Consider the following 24,973-nt stretch of genomic DNA (forward strand, 5'->3'; position numbering starts at 1 on the left):
GGCTGGATCAGTCCAGTACGCAGCCGACATAAGCGCCCGAGGCCCGGGCGCGCCGCTCGATAAGACCAGCCAGCCTTTGCAGGCCACGCCCGGGCTTGCTGGCGACCCGGTCAATGGGATTGGGCAGGGAAACGGCGAGCAGCGCCGCCTGACGGGAACTGAGCTTTGCCGCCGGCACCTTGAAATGATGCTGCGCGGCAGCCTCGATGCCATAGATGCCCGGCCCCCATTCGGCAACGTTGAGATAAATCTCCATCATCCGCTTTTTGGACCAGACAAAATCGGCCGCGATCGCCAGCGGCAGTTCCAGCCCTTTACGCAGGAACGAGCGGCCGTTCCATAAAAACAGGTTCTTGGCTGTCTGCATTGGAATGGTGCTGGCGCCGCGGGTGGAGGCGCCATCGAGTGCATTGCTGACCACGGATTGCATCTGGTTCCAGTCCACGCCACCATGGAAACAGAATTGCCCGTCTTCCGACATCATCACGGATTGCACAAGACGTGGTGAAATATCCTCGAGCGGAACCCAGCGCCGGTCATAACCCTGCAGTGTTACCAGATCGGCAAGCATCAGCGTCGAAACGGGCCGCATGAACGGCAGCGCATAGACGGGAATCAGCAGATAGGGCAGGATCAGCAAAGCCAGCAAGGTCATGATGATGCGCTTTGCCAACGTGCGAAAATCCACCTTCGGACTGCTCCGGTCTTCCGCCAGCACGGCGTAATCTGCGTCGCTTTCAGGCGTACTGCTCAATATCCGTCCCAGCCCCGCGCCAATCGAAGCCTTTCATAGTCCATTGCCGTCTTCAAGGCGAGTCTGGTCAAACAGTTACGCCCGGGAATCACGAAAAGGTTGCCTGGCCCCGCGCGGCATGTCAAAGAGCGCGGCATGGACGCTCAGATGACGAATTTCGAAACGAGGCTGCGCGAAAACGCGGCAAAAACCGAAGCCCTGCTTGGCCGCCTGCTTTCCGGCGAAGCACGCGCAGACGAGATTACGCGTCCGCAAAACCTGCTCGACGCCATGCGCCATGGTGTGCTGAACGGCGGCAAACGCCTGCGGCCCTTTCTCGTTATCGAAAGCGCCGCCCTTCTGGGCGGAGATGCCGAAGCTGCCCATTATGTCGGCGCGGCACTGGAATGCCTGCATTGTTATTCGCTTGTGCATGACGATCTGCCGGCCATGGACGACGACGACCTGCGCCGCGGCCAGCCGACGGTGCACCGCAAATTCGATGAGGCGACCGCCATTCTCGCCGGCGACAGCCTGCTGACGCTCGCCTTCGATATTATCGCCTCGGATGAAAACCCGCTCGCGGCCGAGCGTAAGGCCGCGCTCGTGCTTTCACTTGCCCGCGCAGCCGGCATCGGCGGCATGGCCGGTGGACAGGCGTTTGATCTTGCTGCCGAAAAAAAGGCGCCGGATGAAGCCGGGATCATTATATTGCAGGCTATGAAAACCGGCGCTTTGCTGCGTTTCGCCTGCGAGGCCGGCGCGATCATTTCCGGAAGTGATGTTTCCGAACGGCAAAGGCTACGCCTCTTCGGCGAAAAAATCGGCCTCGCCTTCCAGCTCGCCGACGATCTTCTCGATCTCACTGCCGATGCCGCCACCATGGGCAAGGCAACCGGCAAGGATGCCGCCCGCGGCAAGGGAACATTGGTCGCCTTGCGCGGTGAAGACTGGGCGCGCGCCAAGCTGCAGGAACAGGTAACGGAAGCCAGTGACCTTCTGGCACCCTATGGCGAAAAGGCCGCAATTCTCATCGCGGCCGCAAGGTTCATTGCCGAACGGAAAAGCTGAGCCGGTTTCCCCGCTCAGCCCCTATACCCAATCAGCCCTTGAGAGGCGAAATCAGCACTTCAACGCGACGGTTCTGAGCGCGACCGTCAGGCGTTGCATTCGATGCGATTGGCTGTGAAGCACCGAAACCAAGCGTCGAAATGCGGCGCTGATCGACGCCGCGCGCGCCGAGATAATTGGCAACCGATGCGGCGCGACGCTCCGAAAGGCCCTGATTGTAACCGGGGCTGCCGGTGGAATCGGTGTGACCATTGATGTCGATCAGCGTGCGGTTGAATTTGTTCAGCACGATGCCGACGGAATCGAGCGTCTGATAGAACGGCGGAATGACCTGATCCTGATCCGTCGCAAAGGTGATGTTCGACGGCATGTTGAGGACGATGCTGTCGCCACGGCGGGAAACCGAAACGCCCGTACCCTGAAGCTGGGCGCGAAGCTCGGCTTCCTGACCATCCATATAATTGCCAATGGCGCCACCGGCGAGCGCACCGATGCCCGCACCGATAAGCGCGGCATTACGACGACCGGTCGGCGAACCGCCGACAGCCAGACCGCCGAGCGCGCCGACCACGGCGCCGATGCCGGCACCACCCGCGGTGTTCGACATCTTCTGTTCACCCGTATAGGGATCGGTGGTGGTGCAGGCGGAAAGATAGGTCCCGCAAAGGGCGACGATCGCGATTTTTTTGATCATGTGTTTTGATGCTCCGAGAGGTTCAGGAGGTACGACAGTGGAATTCCGGCTTTTTCACGGTACTCTTTACTCCGCCGCGTCTTTCCGGCCAAAGCGCTTTTCGATGTAATCGGCCACAAGCGCTTCGAAATCACCGGCAATGTTGGGACCACGCAAAGTGAGCGCCTTTTCCCCGTCGATGAAGACCGGCGCTGCCGGGCTTTCGCCGGTTCCGGGCAGGGAAATGCCGATATCGGCATGTTTGCTTTCACCGGGGCCATTAACGATGCAGCCCATGACGGCGACGTTCAATGCCTCGACGCCGGGATATTTTTCACGCCAGACCGGCATGTTCTTGCGAATATCGTTCTGGATATTCTGCGCCAGCTCCTGAAAGACGGTGGACGTGGTGCGCCCGCAGCCGGGACATGCCGCAACCACCGGAATGAATTGCCTGAAACCCATGACCTGCAGCAATTCCTGCGCCACCTGCACCTCACGGGTGCGGTCGCCATTCGGCTCCGGCGTCAGGGAGACGCGGATCGTGTCACCGATGCCGTGCTGCAGCACATAACCCATGGCGGCAGACGAGGCGACGATGCCCTTGGAACCCATGCCGGCTTCCGTCAGGCCAAGATGCAGGGCATGGTTGGAGCGCTCCGACAACATCGAATAAACGGCAATCAGGTCCTGCACCTGGCTGACCTTGGCCGAAAGGATGATGCGGTTGCGCGGCAGGCCGATCTCTTCGGCAAGCTCGGCGGAAATCAGCGCCGACTGGACGATGGCCTCACGCGTGACCTGACGGGCGGAGAGCGGAAACCCCTCTTCCTTGTTGCGGTCCATCAGCGTGGTCAGCAATTCCTGATCCAGCGATCCCCAATTCACGCCGATGCGCACGGGCTTGTCATAACGGATCGCCATTTCGACGATTTCGCCGAACTGCTTGTCCTTCTTGTCTTTGAAACCGACATTGCCGGGATTGATGCGGTATTTCGCCAGCGCTTCGGCACAGGCCGGATGATCGGCCAGAAGCTTGTGGCCGATATAATGGAAATCGCCGATCAGCGGCACATCCATGCCGAGACGCAACAGCCGCTCGCGGATTTTCGGCACGGCGGCAGCGCTCTCGTCGCGGTCAACGGTAATACGCACCATTTCCGAACCGGCCTGGAAAAGCGCTGCCACCTGTTGCACGGTGGCGTCGATGTCAGCGGTATCGGTATTGGTCATCGACTGCACGACGACGGGCGCACCGCCACCAACGATGACGCCGCCCACGTCGACAGCGACGGATGCGCGGCGGGGCTTTGGATCGTAATCGGCATGTGACGTCATGGCGGTCTCTGGAGCTTGCGGCAAGGTCTGGCAATTGAGGTGAAACAAGGGGGCCGGCTTGTCAACACCCAACGCATAAGAGCTTCTACTTTACCGCAATCATGGCAAAATTCGAGACGCCTATTCTTTGCCTGCTCCATCCGCATGCCGGGCAAGCCGCGAAAGCAGCAAAACCACCACATGCAGCAATGGCAATGCAAGGAAGACACTGGCGAGACCCGTATGTTCGGCAATGAAACCGATGGCGGACGGCGCCACCAGAATGCCGGAATAACCCATGGTGGTGACGACGGAAAGCCCGATTCCCGGTGCCAGCCCCGGCATGTTGCCCGCCGCGGAAAAGGCGATGGGCACCATGTTGGAAATGCCGATACCGGCAATGGCAAAGCCGATAATTACGAAAGTGGAGCTTCCCGCAAGGCCGGCAATCAAGAGACCGGTGATCGACATGACCGAGCAGAACCGCAGGGTGTTGACCGCGCCGAACCGGTCACGCACCAGATCACCGGCAAAACGCATGGCCGCCATGGTCATGGAGAAGGCCGCAAAGGCAAAACCGGACTGCGAGACGGAAGCCCCCAGTTCATTGCGCAGATAAAGTGCACCCCAATCGAGGATCGCGCCTTCCGGCACCATCGAAAACAGCGCCATCAGGCCGATGATCCACGGCAGCGGCGTCAGCGGCAAGCCGCCTTTGGGACGTTCGGCCTCGGCATGCGGACGATCCGCGAGAACCCGCGGCCAGGCAATGACCAGCAATACAAGCGCAATGACCGTCAACGCAACGGCATGGCCCTGCACACCGATTGCCGTAATGAGATAACCGCCAAGACCGGCGCCGATCAGGCCGCCAAGGCTCCAGAAGGCATGGCAGGACGACATGATCGCCCGACGCATGTCCCGCTCCACCGCCACGGCATTGGCGTTCATGGCGACATCCATCGCCCCCGTGAGGCCGCCAAACAGGAAGACCGCAATCACACCCGCCCAGATCGTGCCGGCCCAGGAGATGAAAAGCAGTGTCGGCAGGAAGATCGCCGCAGTGACCAGGCTGACCGTGCGCGAGCCGAAACGGGCGATCTGGGAACCGGCTATCGGCATGAAAACCAGCGAGCCGATGCCGAAAACCAGAATGATCAGGCCAAGCGCGCTTTCGCTGAGCGACAGCCGCGCCGCAAATTCCGGAATCTTGGGCGCCCATGAGCCCATCATGAAGCCGTTCATCAAGAAGAGCAGGGAAACACCCAGCCTGTGCCGCGTCAGATAGGACGAGCGCGCAGCCGTCGGCGAAAATGTCGTGGGGCCATTCATCGGTAATATCCTTCAGACTTGACCGTGGGAAAATTGAACGGCGTCTTCGTCGCCGCAATGAACGTCTACACCTTTTGCCGACAGTGCCTCGACCAATGCGCGGTCGGCATCCTGTTCCAGCACGAGGCAAAGCGGTGGGGAAAAATCATGCACGTGAAAAGCTGCCTTATGGCCAAGCTTTTCCGTCGTTATTGCGGCGACGATCCGCTGGCTGGCGCTGCAGGCAAGCCGCTTGAACACCGCATCCTCGAAAACATCCGCAGACAGACCCGTCTCCGCCGCAACACCGCAGACGCCGAGAATGCAGAGATCAGGCCGCATCAGTTCGAGCTGTCTTAGCGCCATGGCATCGATTGCAGCGCCGACGGCCGGATCGACCTTGCCGCCGATCAGCACAAGATCGATATCGGCCCGCCCTGTCAGTTCGGCGGCTATGGTGGGTGTATTGGTCACTACCGTCAACTTGAGACCGGCGGGAATGGCCCTTGCGACAGCGAGGTTCGTGGAGCCGGCATCGATGAAGACGACCATGCCCGGCTCGAGAAGCGGAATGACGGCACGCGCCAGCAGGGCCTTGCGATCGGCATCCTCAGTAATCCGCGTCTTCAACGGCACCGTCATGCTATCAGAAAGCAGCGCTCCGCCATAAACCCGCAGGCATTCCCCGCGCGCCGCCATCTCGCGCAGGTCGCGGCGCACGGTGTCTTCGGAAACACCGAAATTCTGGGCAAGATCCTGCGCAAGCACGCGGCCGCTCTGCCGCAACTGCGCTAGGATGAGCGCCTGCCGCTCACTGACAAAATGATCGCTCATCGAGACTCATGCATAAACAGGAATAAACGTGCATGAACAGGCATATTCGAGTTTTTGCAGCAGCGCAATAAAAAACGCCCGCCGAAAGGCGGGCGTCTGCACTCTTATTGCCGATGTAACACGCCTTTATTCGGCGTAGGAGATCAACAGATCCTTCGCGTCGATCTGGTCGCCAGGCTTGACGAGAACCTCAGCGACCTTGCCGTCACGCTCGGCGTGAAGCGCGGTTTCCATCTTCATGGCCTCGATGGACAGAAGCACGTCGCCGGCCTTGATCTCCTGACCCTGATTGACGAAGACGCGACTGATCACACCCGGCATCGGCGCGCCGATATGCGCCGCATTGCCAAGTTCGGCCTTGCGGCGCACGGCGGCACCGGAGGCGCCGTGGGCGCGATCCGGAACCTTGATGCGGCGTGGCTGACCGTTGATCTCGAAGAACACCGTCACCATACCCTTTTCATCCGTACCGGACGAAGCCTGGTTGACGATGACCAGCGTCTTGCCGCGTTCGATATCGGCAAACAGCTCCTCGCCATCCTCCATGCCGTAGAAATAGGCATGGGTGGGCAGCACGGAAACCGGGCCATAGGTCTCGGCGGTGAGCGCGAAGTCGGTGAACACCTTCGGATACATCAGATAGGACGCAAACTCGAAGTCGTCGACCTTGCGCTCCAGCTTGGTTTCTATGACCTTGCGCTCCTCGTCGAGATCGGCATCCGCCAGCAGCGAACCGGGACGAACCGTGTAGGGTGCTTCGCCCTTCAGCGCCTTTTTCTGCAGGGCTTCCGGCCAGCCGCCCGGCGACTGTCCGAGATCACCCTTCAACATCGAAACCACTGAATCCGGGAAGGACACTTCACGATCAGGGTTTTCGACATCGGCAACCGTCAGATCCTGGCTGACCATCATCAGTGCCATGTCACCAACAACCTTGGAAGACGGTGTTACCTTGACGATATCGCCGAACATCCTGTTGGCGTCGGCGTAAGCCTGCGCCACCTCGTGCCAGCGGCTATCGAGACCCAGCGAACGGGCCTGTTCCTTGAGGTTGGTGAACTGGCCACCCGGCATCTCATGCAGATAGACTTCCGAGGCCGGCCCCTTCAGATCGCTTTCGAATGCCGCATACTGGTTGCGCACGGCCTCCCAATAGAAGGAAATGCGGCGGATCCATTCGGTATCGAGACCCGTATCACGCTCCGACCCCGCCAGCGCCTCCACGATCGAGCCAAGGCATGGCTGCGACGTATTGCCGGAGAAAGCATCCATTGCAGCATCGACGGCGTCCACGCCGGCATCCACGGCCGCAAGAACGGTCGCGGCGGAAATGCCCGACGTATCATGGGTGTGGAAGTGGATCGGCAGACCTGTCGCCTCGCGCAGCGCCTTGAACAGAACCTTGGCGGCAGCCGGCTTTAACAGGCCTGCCATGTCCTTGACGGCGATGATATGCGCGCCTGCCTTTTCAAGCTCGGCGGCAAGGCCGGTATAATATTTGAGATCGTATTTCGGACGCGCCGAATTCAACAGATCGCCGGTATAGCAGATGGTCGCCTCGCAGAGCTTGTTCTCCTCGGCAATCGCATCCATCGAGACCCGCATATTCTCCACCCAGTTCAGGCAGTCGAAGACACGGAAAAGATCGACGCCACCCTTTGCGGCCTGACGGACGAAATATTTAACGACATTATCGGGGTAATTCTTGTACCCGACGCCGTTTGCACCACGCAGAAGCATCTGCAGCAGCAGGTTCGGTGCGCCTTCGCGGATGAGCGCCAGACGCTCCCAAGGGTCTTCGGTCAGGAAGCGCATGGAGACATCAAATGTCGCACCACCCCAGCATTCCAGCGACAGAAGCTGCGGCAGCGCCTTGCCGTAAACGCTGGCAACGCGGGCGATATCATGTGTGCGAACGCGGGTGGCCAGAAGTGACTGGTGTCCATCACGCATGGTCGTATCGGTGACCAGCACGCGCTTTTCGTTGCGCATCCAGTCCGCAAAGCCCTTTGGACCGAGCTTGTCCAGCAGTTGCTTGGTACCATCAGGCGTCGGCGCATCGATGTAAGGCACGATGGGCTTTGCCGCCTTGTCGGACGGTCTGGCGCGTCCCTTGGTTTCCGGGTGACCATTGACGGTCACGTCGGCAAGATAGGTCAAAAGCTTGGTGGCGCGGTCCTGACGCTTGACCTGCGCAAACAGCTCCGGCGTCGAATCGATGAAGCGTGTCGTGTAGGTATTGTTGCGGAAACTGTCGTGACCGATGATGGCTTCAAGGAAGGTGAGGTTGGTCGCAACGCCACGGATACGGAATTCCCGCAGCGCACGGTCCATGCGGCTGATTGCTTCATCCGGCTGCGGCGCCCACGCGGTGACCTTCACCAGCAGCGGATCGTAATAACGGGTGATGACAGCGCCGGTATAGGACGTGCCGCCATCCAGACGAATACCGAAGCCCGAAGCCGAGCGGTAGGCGGTGATACGGCCGTAATCCGGAATGAAGTTGTGTTCCGGGTCTTCCGTCGTAATGCGGCACTGCAGCGCATGGCCATTGAGGCGGATATCTTCTTGACGCGGAACGCCGGATTCCGCCGTACCGATCGCAGCCCCTTCGAGAATATGGATCTGCGCCTTGACGATATCGATACCGGTCACGACTTCGGTGACGGTATGCTCCACCTGAATACGCGGATTGACCTCGATGAAGTAAAATTTACCGGTATCGGCATCCATCAGATATTCGACCGTGCCGGCACCGATATAATTGGTCGCAGCGGCGATCTTCAGCGAATAGGCCGCCAGTTCCTGACGCTGGGCTTCAGACAAATATGGTGCAGGTGCACGCTCCACGACCTTTTGATTGCGCCGCTGGATCGAACAATCACGCTCGAACAGATGCACGACATTACCGTGGGTATCGCCAAGCACCTGGCTTTCCACGTGGCGCGCACGCTCCACGAGCTTTTCGAGATAGACCTCGTCCTTGCCGAAAGCGGCTTTCGCTTCGCGCTTGGCTTCCGTTACCTCACGGGCCAGATCTTCCTTTTTGCGAATGGCGCGCATACCGCGGCCGCCACCGCCCCAGGAGGCCTTGAGCATGACCGGATAGCCGATTGCCTCAGCCATGCGCTCCACTTCCGCAATATCGTCCGGCAGCGGGTCGGTGGCGGGAACCACGGGGACATCAACGGAAATCGCCAGATTGCGGGCGGCGACCTTGTTGCCGAGCTGGCGCATCGTATCCGCCGTCGGTCCGATGAAGGTAATGCCGGCCTCGTTGCAGGCCTCCACGAATTCAGGACTTTCGGACAGAAGACCATAACCGGGATGGATAGCATCCGCTCCGGAGAGCTTGGCCACGCGGATGACCTCCTCGATCGACAGATAACTCTCGATCGGCCCCATATCCTTGGCGAGATGCGGACCCCTGCCGACCTGATAGGACTCGTCCGCCTTGAAGCGGTGCAAAGACAGCTTGTCTTCTTCCGCCCAAATCGCAACGGTTTTTATCCCAAGCTCGTTGGCTGCCCGGAAAACGCGGATCGCTATTTCGGATCGGTTGGCAACAAGTATTTTCGATATCTTCAAGACGGTCTCCCCACACGCCAAAACAAAATTTCTGCTGCACTGCGGAATTAAGCAGCAAAACCCGGTCTTGGAAAGGGCAATTCCGGCGAGAACTGTCCTGTTTGCGCTAGCTCAGCAAACCATGGCGAAAAGCAAGTGCTACGGTATGCTGTCGGTTCTTGGCGCTGAAACGGCGCTGGATTCCGTTGATGTACCAATCGACAGTATGGTTGGAGATGGATAGCTGGCGTCCAATCTCCGTCGAAGTCATGCCATCTGCCATCAGCGTCAGCACTTCCATTTCACGCCTCGTCAACTCCAGAGCGGAAACATCCGGGGCATTGTTGAGACCATGGGCCTGACCGGAAAGGTCAAGCAGGCGCCAGAACACCGCGCGTGTCGCCGCATCAAGCAGTTCAACCTGCAACGACGGCAATTGCCGGTCTTGGCCGCCAATGAAGACCGCGCCGATAAACCCCGCGCGGCCATGCACGGGAAAGGCATAACCACCCTGCAGACCATAACGGCCAGCATCGTGAAAAAAGACGCTCGCCCTTTTTCGGTGCATCGCACGCGGCAATCCTTCCAGCGCTTCTTTCCATTGAAACGGCTTGTGCACCATGCCGATCACCTTGCGAACGGGATCGACAAGATTGTATTTTTTGGCCCGGTAGACCTCGAGCCAGCCGTCGGGCAGATGTTGTGCGAGAATCTGGCCGGTAGAGGCGATCTCACCGGTCAGACGCCTGCTGACGAGGAAATATTCGAAACCATATTCGCGTATGAGCGTGGCAAAATCGGCGCGAACGCGATCAGCGTTTCCCGCCTGGTAACACGCAGAGATGAAATGAAGAATATCGTGCATAAAGACACAGGGTCCGGAGCTTGATTTGAAAGGGATGACACGAAGGACATGGTCCCGCGATGACGTCATGTTACTCGGGCGCCGGTCATTTCAGATTGAACATATCGTCGTTAGCAATCCTTGAAACGAAGATGCGAAATCTTGTGACGGCGTCCCCAGAAACATCGGGTTCGGTTTTTTTCGGTTCGCACGCGCGGTAAATTTGTTAAGCCGCCATTCAGACAGAAAGAGCGATAATTACACAAATTTCGCCGTCTCATGCAACATTGCTAAAGTAGCATGGCGTTGAGGCCGAACAATTAACCGCACGAAAAAGACGCTCGGACTGGATTGAAAATTTGACCTTGTTTCAGGTTTACACACGCGCTCTGCGCTATCTGACCGTTCATAAATGGCGGGTGACGGTGGTCGTCATCGCCAACGTCATTCTTGCAGCGATCACCATTGCCGAACCGGTGCTGTTCGGCCGTATCATCGACGCCATTTCTTCCGGCACCAATGTTACGCCCATCCTCATTCTGTGGGCGGGCTTCGGCGTCTTCAACACCGTCGCTTACGTCGCGGTCGCCCGCGAGGCTGACCGGCTGGCGCATGGCCGGCGTGCGACATTGCTGACGGAAGCATTCGGTCGCATCATTTCGATGCCGCTCTCCTGGCACCATCTGCGCGGCACGTCCAACGCCCTGCACACCCTGCTGCGCGCCAGCGAGACGCTGTTCGGCCTATGGCTGGAATTCATGCGCACGCATCTGGCCACCTTCGTGGCGCTAGTGCTGCTCATCCCGACAGCCATGGCCATGGACTTGCGCCTCAGCTTCGTGCTGATCGGCCTCGGCATCGTTTACTGGTTCATCGGCAAGTGGGTGATGGGTCGCACCAAGGACGGGCAGGCTTCGGTCGAAGAGCATTATCACAGCGTTTTTGCCCATGTCAGCGATTCCATCAGCAACGTGTCGGTGCTGCACAGCTACAACCGCATCGAAGCTGAAACGAAGGCGCTGAAATCCTTCACCGAAAAACTGCTGAGCGCCCAATATCCCGTTCTCGACTGGTGGGCTTTCGCCAGCGCGCTTAACCGCACCGCCTCCACCGTTTCGATGATGATCATTCTCGTCATCGGTACCGTGCTGGTGAAGAACGGCGAACTACGCGTCGGCGACGTTATCGCCTTCATCGGTTTTGCCAATCTCCTGATCGGCAGGCTGGACCAGATGCGCCAGTTCGTGACGCAGATTTTCGAAGCCCGCGCCAAGCTTGAAGATTTCTTCGTGCTGGAGGATTCCGTCAAGGAACGGGAAGAACCGGGCGACGCCCGCGAATTGTCGAACGTCTCCGGCACCGTGGAATTCCGCAACATCAATTTCGGTTTTGCCAACACCAAGCAGGGCGTTCATGACGTCTCGTTTACGGCCAAGGCCGGTGAAACCATCGCCATTGTCGGACCAACCGGCGCCGGCAAGACCACGCTCATCAACCTGTTGCAGCGCGTCTATGATCCGGATTCCGGCCAGATCCTGATCGACGGAACCGATATTTCGACGGTGACGAAGAACTCGCTCCGCAACTCCATCGCCACGGTTTTCCAAGATGCCGGCCTGCTCAACCGTTCCATCCGCGAAAACATTCGCCTCGGCCGCGAATCGGCAACCGATGCCGAAGTGGTGGAAGCAGCGGCAGCGGCAGCGGCGACGGATTTCATCGACAGCCGTATTACCGGCTATCTGACGCAGGTGGGCGAGCGTGGTAACCGCCTGTCCGGCGGTGAACGCCAGCGCATCGCCATTGCCCGCGCCATCCTGAAGAACGCGCCCATTCTGGTTCTCGACGAGGCGACCAGCGCGCTCGACGTGGAAACGGAAGCCCGCGTGAAGGCGGCCGTGGATGCGCTGAGAAAGAACCGCACCACCTTCATCATCGCCCACCGCCTTTCCACGGTTCGCGACGCCGATCTCGTGCTGTTCCTTGATCAGGGCCGGGTCATCGAAAAGGGTACTTTCGATGAGCTGAGCCAACGCGGTGGACGCTTCACCTCGCTGCTGCGCACCAGCGGGCTGCTGACGGAAGATGAAGGCCAGCCCCGGCCAAAAGCCATAGCGTCCTGAGGCGCTGGCGAACGGAATACGGAAAGGGCGGACAACATTTTGTCCGCCCTTTTTCTTTGCCTGCTTCGCTTACAGGTGACCTATCGGAGAATGTCAGCCAAAGAACTTGCCAGCCAAAAATCTATCTGTCCGAATGGAAGGGCATTTCCCAGAAAGGCAACGAGGCCCGCCGTGGCATTGATTAAGAAAATGCCGAGAAACACACCGAGCGTCACTCCGACGCTTGTTTTCGAAGGGTATCGCGCCAGCCAACACGACAATGCCAAGGACGGGACCACCAAGAATGCCAGCAGCGCGGTTTGTGTGAACGAGATGTTGAACTGCAAAATAGCTTTCCTGTCGACCTAACGAAATTATCGCGACATGCGCGAAGAGCACTTCAAATCACTACGGGTGCTGAAACCTGCCATCCATGACAGCTTGCTGCCATTGGCAAATAAAATGCCTGCAAGCACTGCCTCTGCCCGAAAGCCGTGAACGTCACCCGAGCCTGACAATTCCGTCTGGTCCAATAAGGATTTCGTAGATGAACACCTCTCGGCGCCGCTGACTTTCAGCCGGCAACTGTGAAAGCAGTAGAGCTTCACGACCATGACACCGCCAACGCGCTGAATCGGATGCAAAGGTGGCCCATAAAAATTCAGGCCCCTGCGTCACCGCAGGAGCCTGATCTTAAGCAAAACAGAGCTGATTGCCTCAGTCGAACGGTATCACCCGGTCGCCCGCCGCCAGATCCTTGCCGTCAACAGACACTGAAACCTCCGCCGTATCAGCCTTGCGGCTGACGGCGATGTTTCTCGCCTTGCCATCCAACGTGATCTTGATCGAGAAACCGCTCCAGTCATCCGGCAGCGACGGCGATATATGAAGTTTGCCGTTGGTGCGGGTGATGCCGAGAATACCTTCGATCGCTGCACGGTAGAGCCAGCCAGCCGAACCCGTGTACCAGCTCCAGCCGCCACGGCCCGCATAAGCGCCCTCACCGTAGACATCCGCAGTCACCACATAGGGCTCGACCCGATAGGTTTCCGATGAGGCCGCATCGAGTGCATGATTGACCGGGTTGAGCAGCTTGAAGCAGTTCCACGCCTCCTGGGCTCGGCCCTGTTTGGCAAGCGCCAGAACAACCCAGGTCGCCGCATGGGTATATTGTCCGCCGTTTTCGCGCACACCCGGCGGATATCCCTTGATGTAGCCCGGATCATGCGGCGCACGCGAGAAGGGCGGTGTGAACAGCCGGATGATGCCGGTCTGTTCATCGACCAGATGCTCCATGACCGCATCCATTGCCTGCCGCGACCGACCTTCCTCGCCCTCACCGGAGAGAACGCTCCAGCTCTGGCCGAGGGAATCGATCCGGCATTCCTCGCTTTCGGCGGAACCGAGCGGCGTGCCATCATCGAAGTAACCACGACGATAGTAGCTGCCGTCCCAGCCGGCGGTTTCGAGGACATTACGCAGCTTTTCACGATGCGCCGCCCACTTGCCAACACGGTCGGTATCACCACGCTTTTCGGCGATCTCGATGAAATCGCGCAAAGCTCCTGAAAGGAACCAGCCGAGCCAGACGCTGGTGCCCTTGCCGCCGACGCCGACGCGGTTCATGCCGTCGTTCCAGTCACCGCCGAGGATCAGCGGCAGACCGTTTTCACCGGTACGATGAATGGCGAGATCAAGCGCAAGTGCCGCATGTTCGTAAAGCGTGACGGACCGCTCGCTCGTCTCCGGCTGGAAGAAAGCATCGTGCTGGCCGGGCATCAATGCCGGGCCTTTCAGGAAAGGAATGCTCTCATCGAGGATGGCGGCATCGCCCGTGGCCGAGACATACTGGTTGATCGCATAAGCAAGCCAGACGACGTCGTCCGAGATGGTCGTGCGGACACCGGCGCCCGTCAGCGGCAGCCACCAGTGCTGTACGTCGCCTTCCGGGAACTGGCGGCCAGCCGCGCGCACGATCTGCCTGCGGGCGAGATCAGGCTGATAGAGCAGGAAGGCCAGCGTATCCTGCAACTGGTCGCGGAAGCCGAAAGCACCGCTCGACTGGTAAAAGGCCGTGCGTGCCAGAATTCGGCAGGCCAGCGCCTGATAGGGCAGCCAGTTGTTGACCATATGGTTGAAGCCGGCATCGGGCGTGGAAACCTGCAGCTGACCGGTAAAGCCGGTCCAGAAAGCCTTGCTTTCTTCCAGCACCGACTGGAAGTCGGCCTGGCGTGCATCTTTCACCAGCGCTTCGGCCTCCTCCGCATTGTCGGCATCGCCGAGAATGAAGGTCATATGCCGTTCTTCGCCGGGCTTCAGGTGGATTTCCTGCATCAGCGCGGCGCAGGGATCGCCATCAACCTCCGTGCTGCCGCTGAGTGCGGCACCGGATACGATGCCCTGCGGCGCCTGTGCCGAACCGAAGCGGCCGATGAATTCCCGGCGGCTGGTGGTAAACCCGCTCGCCTCGGTGTCGAGCGTCAGGAAGGACGTGCGGGCGCTATAGTCGATGCTGTAGGGGTTCGACGCGAAGATCGCGTTGCTGGCAGCATCGTGCCTGCTCAGAATGAACGGCGCGGACTTCTGGCCGTTATTGCCGAGCACCCATTCCACATAGGCATAGACCTTCAGGCGGCGGCTTTTGGTACCCTTGTTACGAACGATGACCTGCGAGAACTTGACCGGTTTTTCGCGATCAACGGTCTGTGTCAGTTCGACTTCGAGCGTATCCGCTACACCGGTCAGCACGGAATATCCGAGGCCGTGACGGGTTTCAAACATGGCTTCGGGATCACGCGAGAGCGCGGCACACGGCGTATAGAGCTTTCCTGTCTCCACATCGGCGACATAGAAAGCCTCACCCGGCCGATTGATGACCAGATCATTGCTCCATGGCGTCAGCTGATAGTCGCGCGAATTGCGGCTCCAGCTGAAACCGGCGCCTTCGGCCGAAATGTGGAAACCGAAACTCTCGTTCGAAACAACGTTGATCCACGGATGCGGCGTCGACTGCCCGCCATTGAGGCGCACGACATATTCCTGGCCGCCCTTGGCGAAGCCGCCAAAACCGTTCCAGAAATCGAGATCGCCCGCATCCTCGACCGGCTCCGCGATTGGGAAAGCCGGCACTGGCAAACGGGCCTGCGCAGCGTCACTCGTACCATCTGGACCACGATGAGCCGCAAACAGCGATACAGCGCGGTTGATCTGGTCGACAATCTTGCCGTTGCGCACATGAAGAACAACGCGGGAAGCGGCGAGAAGCGCGCTCCAGGTCTCTTCATCCATCAGGTCGCGACGCACGGAGAAGACGTGCGGGCGACCACCATCGGCGGGATTGATGCGGCGCTGCGCCTCGGAAATGTGATCCAGCGCATGCTGCATGTCCTGCGCATAGGACGCGGCCCGCTCATTAACGATGACCAGATCAAAGATCACGCCACGCGAACGCAGATATTCATGGGCGCTCAGCGCCTCACGGGCGATATCCATGTCCATGTCGTCGTTGATGCGCAGGCTGAAGATCGGGAAATCACCCGAAATGGCAAGCGGCCACAAGGCGCGCTGCGAGGCGAGACCCGTTTTCAGCGTTTCCGAATCCGCACGCAGATGCATGTCCGGATAGGTAAGATAACGGCCGAGATGCTGGAAGGCGGCCGCCTGCTGCGAGGTAACGCCCACATGGCGCATCTGCACCTGCGTACGCGTCCAGGCATGTACGAGTTCATGCGCGAAGGCGTCCGGATGACGATAACGGTCTATTGCCTTATCGACTTCCTCGCGGCTCGGCGCGGCAATCGTCCAGAAGATCACGCTCACCTTCTTGCCCGCCGGCACGCGCACCGTGCGGCGCAGCGACAGGATAGGATCGAGTGTGAAACCATCCGTGCTGGAAAGCGTCGCACCCATATCAAAGGCAGCGGCTTCGCGCAGCGACCGACCGCGACCGATGAACTTGGCGCGATCCGTCTCGAATTCCGTCGGGCGCGACGGGCCGGCATTGTCGGCGGCCAGATGCGCGATGACGGTACCCGGCTCGTTCGGGCTGCGACGGTTGCGCCAGGCGCGGATGACATCGCCGCGTCGGCCGATTTCCGTCTGCACGAACATGCGCGAGAACAGCGGATGGGCGTTATCGTCATCTTCAGACGCGATGACCGGCTCCATATAGGAGGTCACTTCAATATAGCGATCCTCGGAACCGACGTTCAGCAGCGTGATACGGCGGCCCTCGGCGTCGTGCTCCGTGGCGACGATGCATTCGACCACGCTCTGCAGATCGCCTGTTGTCTTGTGGAATTCAGCCTTGTCGTCGGTGAAGATCGTCTTGGTCTTTTCGCCTTCGATGACGCGCGGCTCGGCCGTCGCACTCCACCATTGTCCATTGGTGGTGTCGCGCAGGAAGATGAAGGTGCCCCAGCGATCCTCTGTCGGATCGGCCTTCCAGCGGGAAATCGCCTGGCCGTTCCACTTCGAATAACCTGCACCCGTGGAGGTGAGCATCGTCGAATAATGGCCGTTCGAGAGGAACACCACTTCGCGGTCGCGCACCGCCGGATCGGCGATGGAGCGCACTTCTGCACGCAACAGGTCTGCCTGTTCCTTGCCGGGTGTTTCCGGCTCGTATTTGGCGCTCATGACCGGAACTTCGCGCGGTGCCTTTTCCTGCAGCAGCAGCTCAGCCGCCTCGATCACCGGATCGGAGTGAAACAGTTCGCGCAGCACGCCATCAAAGGCGACGTTGGCGACAGCCGCAATCGACATGCCATGGTGGTGGGCATAATAGTTATAGACCACCGCGCAGACCTTGCCGTCAGGCACCCGTGTCGGCGTGAAATCCACCGCATCGTGGAAGCCGTACTGGCCAAGCGCCCCAAGCTTGCGCAGCTTGTCGAGGTTCTCAAGCGCGCCATCAGGATCATACTGGCTGGCGAGGATCGACGCGTAGGGCGCGATCACCGCATTCTGGCCAAGGCCACGCTTGAGGCCAAGGGTCGGCACACCGAAGTTGGTGTACTGGTAATTCATGTTGTGGTCGCGGGCGTTGAAAGCCGCTTCGGAAATGCCCCATGGCGTGCCGAGACGACGGCCATGGTTCATCTGTTCCTTGACGATCAGATTGTTGGTCTGGTTGAGGATGCCACCCTGACGCTCCTGCATGACAAGCGGCGGCATCAGATATTCGAACATCGAACCCGACCACGACACCAGCGCGCCCTGCGCACCGATCGGCACGACCTGACGGCCGAGACGATACCAGTGCTCGGTCGGCAGATCGCCCTTGGCGATGGCAAACAGGCTGGTCAGACGGCATTCGGAAGCCAGAAGGTCGTAGCAGGCCTCATCCAGCTCCTTGCTTTCGACACGATAGCCAATCGACAGAAGACGGCGATCCTTGCGGTAGAGGAACGTGAAATCCATCGAGAAGGCAAGGTTGCGGCTGCGGTCGCGCAGCGAGGCAAGACGCTGGCGCAGCGGCTCCATATTGGTGAGATCGATGGCGCTGTCCGAAATATGCGACTCGCAGCATTCCACCAGCAATTGCGCCCAGCGCGTCACTTCCGCGCTCTGCGCCGACTTCACCTCGTGGTCGACATTGGTAGCAAGTTTCTGGATGTCGCGTGCGAGCACCGCCAGATTGATGACGCGGATCGACGCAAATTCATGCTCGCGCTTGACGGAGGCAAGCGCGTTCGAGAAGCCGATGATGCGCTCTTCAAGACGGCGATGCAGCGGGCGCAGGTTCTTGCGGTTGTCGGGCAGCGCCTTCAGCGTTTCGCGCAGGATACCGGCAACATCGCCGATACCGTCGAGATTGCCCTGAAGATGGGCGGAAGGGGCTTCCGCCCAATCGCGGCAGGCGGACGAAACCGCAATCAGGTGACCGGCGAGATTGCCGCTGTCCACGGCCGAAACATAGCGCGGTCCAAGCGTCTGCAAGGTGTCAGTGTGATACCAGTTGTAGAGATGGCCGCGATGTTTCTCCATCTTCTCGACGGTCTGGATCGTATTCTCGATCCGCTCCAGCGTATCGGCAAAGCTGATCCAGCCGAACTGGCGTGCCGAAATGATGGACAGCAGATAGACGCCGATATTGGTGGGCGAAGTACGCGAGGCGACGATCGGCTCCGGCGTTTCCTGGAAATTGTCCGGCGGCAGGTGGTTTTCCTGCGGCGTCACAAAGGCCTCGTAATAACGCCAGGTGCGGCGCGCAATCTTGCGAAGCTCGAAGGACACGTGTTCCGAAACGAACAGCCGGTCTTCGGTTTCAGCCGACTGGCTGACATACCAGGCAACGGCGGGAGACAGAACCCAGAGCAGCGTGAAGGGAATACCGATGAGGAAGGCATTGTCGCCCGGCAGCGCCGCAAACAGCAGGCCGAGCATCGCCACGACAGGCGCATGCCACATCTGGCGGTAATAATCGATGATGCTGCCCTGGGCGCTCGACTGCATGCTGGCGGCCGTGCGCCATTCCAGCATCAGCTTGTGGCTGACGAGCAGACGGTAAAGCGAACGGACAATCGCATCCGTCATCATGCAGGCGGCATCGGCAATGAAGACGATACGCAGCGCAACCTGCGCATTGGTGGCGCGGATTTCCGACCAGATGGTGTGGAAATGCGCCTGCGGCACGATATCGGTGGAACGCGGCACAAGGCCGGAGAGCAGCGAAAGCGTCGGCGCAACGAAGAGCGAGAAGATCAGCAGGATCTGCCAGATCAGCGCGCCGAGCGGATCCATGAAATACCAGCCGAGAATCGAGGCGAAGAACCACGCGATCGGTGTGAGCGAGCGGCGCAGGTTGTCGACCATCTTCCAGCGGCCGATGGCGGTCACGCCACGGGCACGGTCAAGGATGAAGGGAAGCAGCTGCCAGTCGCCACGCGCCCAGCGATGCTGGCGCGACACTTCCACCTCGTATCGGGTCGGGAAATCCTCGACCAGTTCCACATCGGTCACCAGCGCACAGCGCGCAAAGGAGCCCTCGAGCAGATCGTGGCTGAGGATGGAATTCTCTTCGATACGGCCCTTCAGCGCCGCCTCGAAGGCATCCACATCGTAGAGGCCCTTGCCGGTGAAGGTGCCTTCCGAGGTCAGGTCCTGATAGACGTCGGAAACGGTGAAGACGTAAGGATCGATACCGCGATTGATCGAAAAGACGCGCTGGAAGACGGAAGCATCCTTGCCTGTCGTCAGCGAGGGCGTAACGCGCGGCTGCAGCAGCCCGTAACCTTCGACAACACGGCCGGAAACAGGATCGATCACCGGACGGTTGATCGGGTGATGCATCTTGCCAACGAGCTTGGTCACCGCATCGCGCATCAGGCGCGTATCGGCATCCAGCGTCATGACGTATTTGACATCGGCCGGCACGATGTTTGCACCGCCGAGGAATGTCGTATCCTTGTCGCCGCGCAGCAGCATGTTCAGCTCATGCAGCTTGCCGCGCTTGCGCTCCCAGCCCATCCAGCAGCCTTCGGCCGGATTATAGATACGGCGGCGATGCAGCAGGTAAAAACGTGTCTTGCCGTCAAAGGCATAACGGCTGTTCAGCGCCGCAAGCTCGCGCTTGGCATAATCGAGGATCTCAAGATCCTCATCGGATTGCTCATATTGCGCATCGCGCCAGTCGCTGACGAGCGAGAAATAAATCTCGCCATGCGGATTGGCGAGATAATGCACCTCGATATTGCGCATCATTTCGTCAACGCTGTCGCGGCTGGTCAGCATGCAGGGCACGGCAACCAGCGTGCGGGCATCCTGTGGAGTGCCGTTCTTGAACTCGTATCCGACCAGCCGGAACGGCTTCACGAAGAAGGTGACGAGCGTGTTGAAGAGACCCGTCGCCCCTTCCGAGGCCGGCAATGCGAACATCAGCAGGAAGGCGGTGACGACGTACCAGGGCATGCCCGCTTCCGCGAGGAACCAGCCGACCGCCAGCATGGCAATCGCGGTGATCAGAAGCACCGGCGCGGCGATTGCCAGCCAGTTGAACTTGCGCATCGAGCGGACGATATGCTGCGACACCAGCGGCCGGTACCCCAAAGCCTTTTCAAGCTCGAACCGGCGCTGGCCGACAAGCACGGAGCCGACATTGACGCGATGATTTTCATCCGCACCGGCAGGCATATCGGAGCGTGCCATTTCGACGGCGGCGCGCGCAACCTCAACTTCGGTCTTGGGAGAACGGCGAGCCAGAAGCTCGATCGTGTTGCGATAGGTGTTGCGGGAACCGAAATCGAGAACTTCGTAATCGGTCTCCTCACGCAGAACCTTGTCGATATGGCTGACTTCCTCGAACCACACCGACCATTCGGTATCGTCGATTTCACGCAGGCTCTTGACGATGTTGCCCATCGTCACATTGCCAGAGGCCAGACGATTATGTTCCGACATCATGACGTTTTCAGCGTCAGTGCCGGCGGCATGCAGCCGCTCTTCAAGCCAAGCAACTGCCAAACCGGAGGTCTGCGAGCCATTGCGGAGACGATAAAGGAACTGTGTTGCGAAAGTCGGATCGTCAACCAGCGAATCGACCTGTTTCAGAAGCGCGGCCGAAGCTTCGGCATCATTCAGGCGGATGATCTCGTCAACGACCTCGTTTGCCTTCTGGCGCATGCGGCGCGAGCGCTCGACGCGAATGGAGATACGGCGCAGATTTTCGATGAGGACAAAACGGATGATGGAAGGCAGCGCCCACAATTCGCCGATCTGCAGCGTCTTTGAGGTCTGGTAGCCATCCACCAGCGCTGTCATGTTCTCGCGCGAAACCGTGCTGTGAGTATGGGCGACATAAAGCCAGCCGAGCGCCATGACCCGCGGGATCGTCACCCCGCCCACCGTCATCGTCGGCAGCTGGCGATAGAATTTGCGCGGAAAATCGCGGCGCACTTCCTGGATAGCTTCTTCGATGACGTAGTGATTGTCGAGCAGCCATTCCGCCGCTGGCGTGATCGTCGCGCCATTTTCCGCATCGACAGCCGTCGTGCGGTAGACCCTGAGGATTTCCTTCTCGTTCTCGCGGTGACGCTCGAAGAAATCGAATTCCATGAAGCCGGGAAGACTATCGGCACCATCGCGGGAAAGCGCGGCACCCGCATCGTGCAATTCCTCGATCGTCATATAGGACGCGCGGATCGAATCGTTGTGATCAATCTGCTTCGTCTCGGAATCACGGGCGGCGGCGGTCGGGGTGATATGAAATGACATCGGGCTCGTATTCTGAACTTAAGGGATACTTGTTCGACTTGACCGGCATTTCGTCCGTGGCGGGAGCACGCACGAAAATCGGGCCACGCTATATTTATGACTTATCCTGAACCTTCGGTGAACCGGGCCGGGCGTCGGGCGGATCGTATCATCCGATAGAGGATATCCGTAGGCGCCATATCGGGTGGCATGATTTTTCCGAAAAATCTGCAAGGCGGAAGATCAGTGCGAACAGGGAATTTCCGGCGACAGGAAAATCTTGTCCCACGGCCCGGCAAAGCCGTTCCAACCGGATTTCGCACACTCCCCAACGGCGAAAATTGTTCGCGCAACGCCCGATAGTCCCCCGTTGACAACCTGAAAGGCAACACGAAGCCAAGAAGGCCCGCGCCACATCCGAAAGGAGCTAATGCCCCAGGACGTCAATAGTTCCATGCCACCTGTCGCGACACGATGCAAGCGCTGAATTTCAGGGCATTTCGGGCACCGGAACGCCTCTTACGCGCAGAGGCATATGCTGCTATGTCCTTGCTAAAAGGCGCCGGAAAAAAGCGGCGTAAACCGGGACTTCGAAAATGACCAGACAGACCGCCACCGTCACCTCTTTTGCCAACCATATGCCGGATGTGGTGGCGATCCGCCACCACCTGCACCGCCATCCCGAAATCGGCCTGTCCGAATTCAAGACGTCGGATTTCATTGCCGAAAAGCTGGTGGAAATGGGCTATGAGGTAACGCGGGGGCTTGCCGGCACTGGCATCGTCGCAACGCTTCGCAATGGCGACAGCGCGCGCACGCTCGGCATTCGCGCAGATATTGACGCCCTGCCGATCCACGAGGAGACCGGGGCGGAATATGCCAGCGCCAATCAGGGTGTGATGCATGCCTGCGGCCATGACGGCCACACCGCCATGCTACTTGGTGCAGCAAAGATCATTGCTGAACGCCGGAATTTCGATGGAACGCTGCATCTTATCTTCCAGCCGGCGGAAGAGAATTTCGGCGGGGGGCGCATCATGATCGAGGACGGCCTGTTTGACCGCTTCCCCTGCGATGCGGTTTTTGCCCTGCATAACGATCCGGGCGTACCCTTCGGGCAATTCGTGCTGCGCGACGGACCGGTCCTTGCCGCCGTCGATGAGTGCAAGATCACCGTCAACGGTTATGGCGGCCACGGCGCCGAACCGCAGGATGCGGCAGACCCCATCGTTGCCGGTGCAAGCATCATCATGGCGCTGCAGACCGTGGTCTCCCGCAATATCCATCCGCAACTGTCGGCCGTCGTCACCGTGGGTGCGTTCCATGCTGGTGTCGCCAGCAACGTCATCCCCGAAACGGCGGAGATGCTGCTCACCATCCGCTCCTTCGATGCGGGCGTGCGCGACGAGCTGGAAAAGCGCATTCGGACGATAGCCGAAGGCCAGGCTGCAAGTTACGGCATGAGCGTCACCATCGATTACGAGCGCGGTTATAACGCAACCATCAACCACAAGGCGGAGACGGACTATGTCACCGATCTCGCCCGCCGTTTTGCCGGCGCCGAAAAGGTGGCCGAGATGCAGCGTCCGTCGATGGGCGCCGAAGATTTTGCTTATATGCTGGAAAAACGGCCCGGCTGTTATTTCTTCCTCGGCACGGCGCGCACCGACAACGACCCGCCGCTGCACCACCCGAAATTCGACTTCAACGACGACATCCTGCCGATCGGAACCGCCTTCTGGGTCGATCTGGCCGAGGATTATCTAAAGGTGTGAATGCGCATGAAAAAGGCCGGTCGGAGGAGCGACCGGCCTTTTGTTCTCAAGTGCCCTGATGGAAAAGCCGGGAGGATCAGGGAACGAGACCGAATATGACGGCAGCGACAAACGCCACACAGACGCCGACAAGAGCCGCATGAACCGAATCTCTCCAGCTGCGCGGCGACTGGGGCTGCACGACAAAGTCTTTCACTTTTCCTGCCTTGGAATAAGACATTGTGCACTCCCTTCCCTGTCTGGCCCGTCAAACGGGCAGTGGTTAATCTCACCCAAAGAATAGCTTCATCCCCTACCGTCCAGTAGAGATAAAATTCCATAAGAAGCGCCAATTGGGAAAAATAGGGGTCGCCACTTGCCTCCCAACAAGCATCAATCTACCCATCGCGGAATATTAACGCGGCGCGGCGGCGTTCGTTCAAATGGACTATCTGCAGACAGGGAGACATGATGGATATCGACGCCATCATCATCGGGGCAGGTGTAATCGGGCTGGCGACGGCCCGTGAACTGTCGATGCGCGGCCTTTCTGTCATCATCCTCGAGAGCGAAAGGGAATTCGGCTCCGCGACCTCTTCCCGCAACAGCGAGGTCATTCACGCCGGGCTGTATTATCCGGCCGGAAGCCTCAAGGCCCGGCTCTGCGTGGAGGGCAAGGCGCGTCTCTATGCCTTCTGCCAGAGCCACGGTGTTTCGCATCGCCGCTGCGGCAAACTCATCGCGGCGGCGAATGAAGCTGAAACCGCCCTGCTGGCGGGGCTCAAGGACAAGGGTGAAGCCAACGGCTGCGAAGACCTGGAGCTGATCGATGAAAGGCAGGCGCTTTCGCTTGAGCCCGCTCTCGCCTGCAGGGCAGCCCTGCTTTCACCTTCAACCGGCATCATCGACAGCCACGGCTATATGCTGGCGTTGCTCGGTGAAGCGGAAGACCATGGCGCCGCCCTTGCCTTCAACGCACCCTTCGAAAGGGCGCACGCAATCAGCGGAGGGTTCCGGATTCATGTCGGCGGCAAAGAGCCGATGAGCCTGACATGCCGCCTGCTCATCAATTCCGCCGGCCTCTTCGCACCGATGGTGGCAAAAAAGATCGAGGGCCTGCCGGCACAAGCGATCCCTCAGGCACGTTTCGCCAAAGGCAGCTATTTTTCGCTGACAGGCAAGTCGCCGTTTTCACGGCTCATCTATCCCGCACCGCATACCCACGGCCTCGGCGTGCACCTCACGCTCGATCTCGCCGGTCAGGCCCGGTTCGGCCCTGACGTGGAATGGGTCGAAACCATCGATTACGCCGTCAATCCCCGCCGCATGGAGGGTTTCGGCGATGCCATACGGCGTTACTGGCCGGGCCTTCCGGAGAATGCCTTGGTACCCGCCTATTCCGGCATCCGGCCAAAGATTTCCGGACCGGACGAACCCGCCATGGATTTTCGCATCGACGGGCCGGAGACCCACGGACTTGCCGGCCTCGTCAATCTTTTTGGCATAGAAAGCCCCGGCCTGACTGCCTCACTGGCGATTGCCGCAGACATTGCGGAACGGCTCAGCGATTAATCT

13 protein-coding genes are annotated in these 24,973 nt (G+C 59.5%); 4 read left to right on the forward strand and 9 right to left on the reverse strand.

Annotated elements, in window-relative coordinates; translation table 11 throughout:
* Positions 1–7 precede the first annotated feature (7 nt).
* On the reverse strand, positions 8–754 hold the full coding sequence (mtgA, locus tag QSV77_RS12035) for a monofunctional biosynthetic peptidoglycan transglycosylase (RefSeq protein WP_271362548.1): 747 nt from the start codon (positions 752–754) through the stop codon (positions 8–10).
* Positions 755–889: 135 nt separating this feature from the next.
* On the opposite strand from mtgA, the gene QSV77_RS12040 reads away from it, so the two are divergent.
* The gene (locus QSV77_RS12040) at positions 890–1,804 is read left to right on the forward strand and encodes a polyprenyl synthetase family protein (protein WP_302733639.1); all 915 of its coding nucleotides are present in this window, start codon (positions 890–892) and stop codon (positions 1,802–1,804) included.
* A gap of 31 nt (positions 1,805–1,835) precedes the next feature.
* Here the strand turns inward: QSV77_RS12040 and QSV77_RS12045 are convergent, their stop codons facing one another.
* The 6 genes from QSV77_RS12045 to QSV77_RS12070 form a co-directional block, all read right to left on the reverse strand.
* The gene (locus QSV77_RS12045) at positions 1,836–2,498 is read right to left on the reverse strand and encodes an OmpA family protein (RefSeq protein ID WP_065114337.1); all 663 of its coding nucleotides are present in this window, start codon (positions 2,496–2,498) and stop codon (positions 1,836–1,838) included.
* A 66-nt stretch (positions 2,499–2,564) separates the two neighbouring features.
* Positions 2,565–3,815, reverse strand: a complete 1,251-nt coding sequence (ispG, locus tag QSV77_RS12050; protein ID WP_142842216.1) for a flavodoxin-dependent (E)-4-hydroxy-3-methylbut-2-enyl-diphosphate synthase — start codon at positions 3,813–3,815, stop codon at positions 2,565–2,567.
* A 120-nt stretch (positions 3,816–3,935) separates the two neighbouring features.
* Positions 3,936–5,126 (reverse strand): MFS transporter, encoded by a 1,191-nt coding sequence (locus tag QSV77_RS12055; protein WP_302733640.1) that lies wholly within the window; start codon positions 5,124–5,126, stop codon positions 3,936–3,938.
* Positions 5,127–5,138: 12 nt separating this feature from the next.
* Positions 5,139–5,939, reverse strand: coding sequence for a DeoR/GlpR family DNA-binding transcription regulator (locus QSV77_RS12060; RefSeq protein ID WP_302733641.1), 801 nt, complete (start codon positions 5,937–5,939; stop codon positions 5,139–5,141).
* Between the two features lie 126 nt (positions 5,940–6,065).
* Positions 6,066–9,527, reverse strand: a complete 3,462-nt coding sequence (gene pyc, locus QSV77_RS12065; protein WP_142842210.1) for a pyruvate carboxylase — start codon at positions 9,525–9,527, stop codon at positions 6,066–6,068.
* 106 nt (positions 9,528–9,633) lie between these two features.
* Positions 9,634–10,371 (reverse strand): LuxR family transcriptional regulator, encoded by a 738-nt coding sequence (locus tag QSV77_RS12070; protein ID WP_142842209.1) that lies wholly within the window; start codon positions 10,369–10,371, stop codon positions 9,634–9,636.
* Positions 10,372–10,709: 338 nt separating this feature from the next.
* Here QSV77_RS12070 and QSV77_RS12075 point away from each other — a divergent pair, with 338 nt between their 5' ends.
* Positions 10,710–12,473, forward strand: a complete 1,764-nt coding sequence (locus QSV77_RS12075; protein WP_142842208.1) for a glucan ABC transporter ATP-binding protein/ permease — start codon at positions 10,710–10,712, stop codon at positions 12,471–12,473.
* A 696-nt stretch (positions 12,474–13,169) separates the two neighbouring features.
* On the opposite strand, the gene QSV77_RS12080 is transcribed toward QSV77_RS12075, so the two are convergent.
* Positions 13,170–21,665 (reverse strand): glucoamylase family protein, encoded by an 8,496-nt coding sequence (locus QSV77_RS12080; RefSeq protein WP_302733642.1) that lies wholly within the window; start codon positions 21,663–21,665, stop codon positions 13,170–13,172.
* A 575-nt stretch (positions 21,666–22,240) separates the two neighbouring features.
* On the opposite strand from QSV77_RS12080, the gene QSV77_RS12085 reads away from it, so the two are divergent.
* The gene (locus tag QSV77_RS12085; RefSeq protein ID WP_302733643.1) at positions 22,241–23,419 is read left to right on the forward strand and encodes a M20 aminoacylase family protein; all 1,179 of its coding nucleotides are present in this window, start codon (positions 22,241–22,243) and stop codon (positions 23,417–23,419) included.
* Between the two features lie 76 nt (positions 23,420–23,495).
* Here QSV77_RS12085 and QSV77_RS12090 read toward each other — a convergent pair whose 3' ends face one another.
* Positions 23,496–23,639 carry a hypothetical protein gene (locus QSV77_RS12090; protein ID WP_302733644.1) on the reverse strand — a complete coding sequence of 48 codons (144 nt, stop codon included), beginning with the start codon at positions 23,637–23,639 and terminating at the stop codon, positions 23,496–23,498.
* 227 nt (positions 23,640–23,866) lie between these two features.
* Here QSV77_RS12090 and QSV77_RS12095 point away from each other — a divergent pair, with 227 nt between their 5' ends.
* Positions 23,867–24,970, forward strand: coding sequence for an NAD(P)/FAD-dependent oxidoreductase (locus QSV77_RS12095; RefSeq protein WP_302733645.1), 1,104 nt, complete (start codon positions 23,867–23,869; stop codon positions 24,968–24,970).
* Positions 24,971–24,973: the final 3 nt, after the last annotated feature.

This window comes from Agrobacterium sp. V1 (genome assembly GCF_030518355.1).
In the GTDB taxonomy this organism is placed as follows: domain Bacteria; phylum Pseudomonadota; class Alphaproteobacteria; order Rhizobiales; family Rhizobiaceae; genus Agrobacterium; species Agrobacterium cucumeris.

What these genes read in the sequence shown, in the direction of transcription:
- QSV77_RS12040 (WP_302733639.1), top strand. Translation starts at nt 890, where the DNA reads ATGGACGCTCAGATGACGAATTTCGAAACGAGGCTGCGCGAAAACGCG.
- QSV77_RS12090 (WP_302733644.1), bottom strand. Translation starts at nt 23,639, where the DNA reads ATGTCTTATTCCAAGGCAGGAAAAGTGAAAGACTTTGTCGTGCAGCCC.
- QSV77_RS12070 (WP_142842209.1), bottom strand. Translation starts at nt 10,371, where the DNA reads ATGCACGATATTCTTCATTTCATCTCTGCGTGTTACCAGGCGGGAAAC.
- ispG (WP_142842216.1), bottom strand. Translation starts at nt 3,815, where the DNA reads ATGACGTCACATGCCGATTACGATCCAAAGCCCCGCCGCGCATCCGTC.
- QSV77_RS12045 (WP_065114337.1), bottom strand. Translation starts at nt 2,498, where the DNA reads ATGATCAAAAAAATCGCGATCGTCGCCCTTTGCGGGACCTATCTTTCC.
- QSV77_RS12060 (WP_302733641.1), bottom strand. Translation starts at nt 5,939, where the DNA reads ATGAGCGATCATTTTGTCAGTGAGCGGCAGGCGCTCATCCTAGCGCAG.
- QSV77_RS12095 (WP_302733645.1), top strand. Translation starts at nt 23,867, where the DNA reads ATGATGGATATCGACGCCATCATCATCGGGGCAGGTGTAATCGGGCTG.
- QSV77_RS12080 (WP_302733642.1), bottom strand. Translation starts at nt 21,665, where the DNA reads ATGTCATTTCATATCACCCCGACCGCCGCCGCCCGTGATTCCGAGACG.
- QSV77_RS12055 (WP_302733640.1), bottom strand. Translation starts at nt 5,126, where the DNA reads ATGAATGGCCCCACGACATTTTCGCCGACGGCTGCGCGCTCGTCCTAT.
- QSV77_RS12085 (WP_302733643.1), top strand. Translation starts at nt 22,241, where the DNA reads ATGACCAGACAGACCGCCACCGTCACCTCTTTTGCCAACCATATGCCG.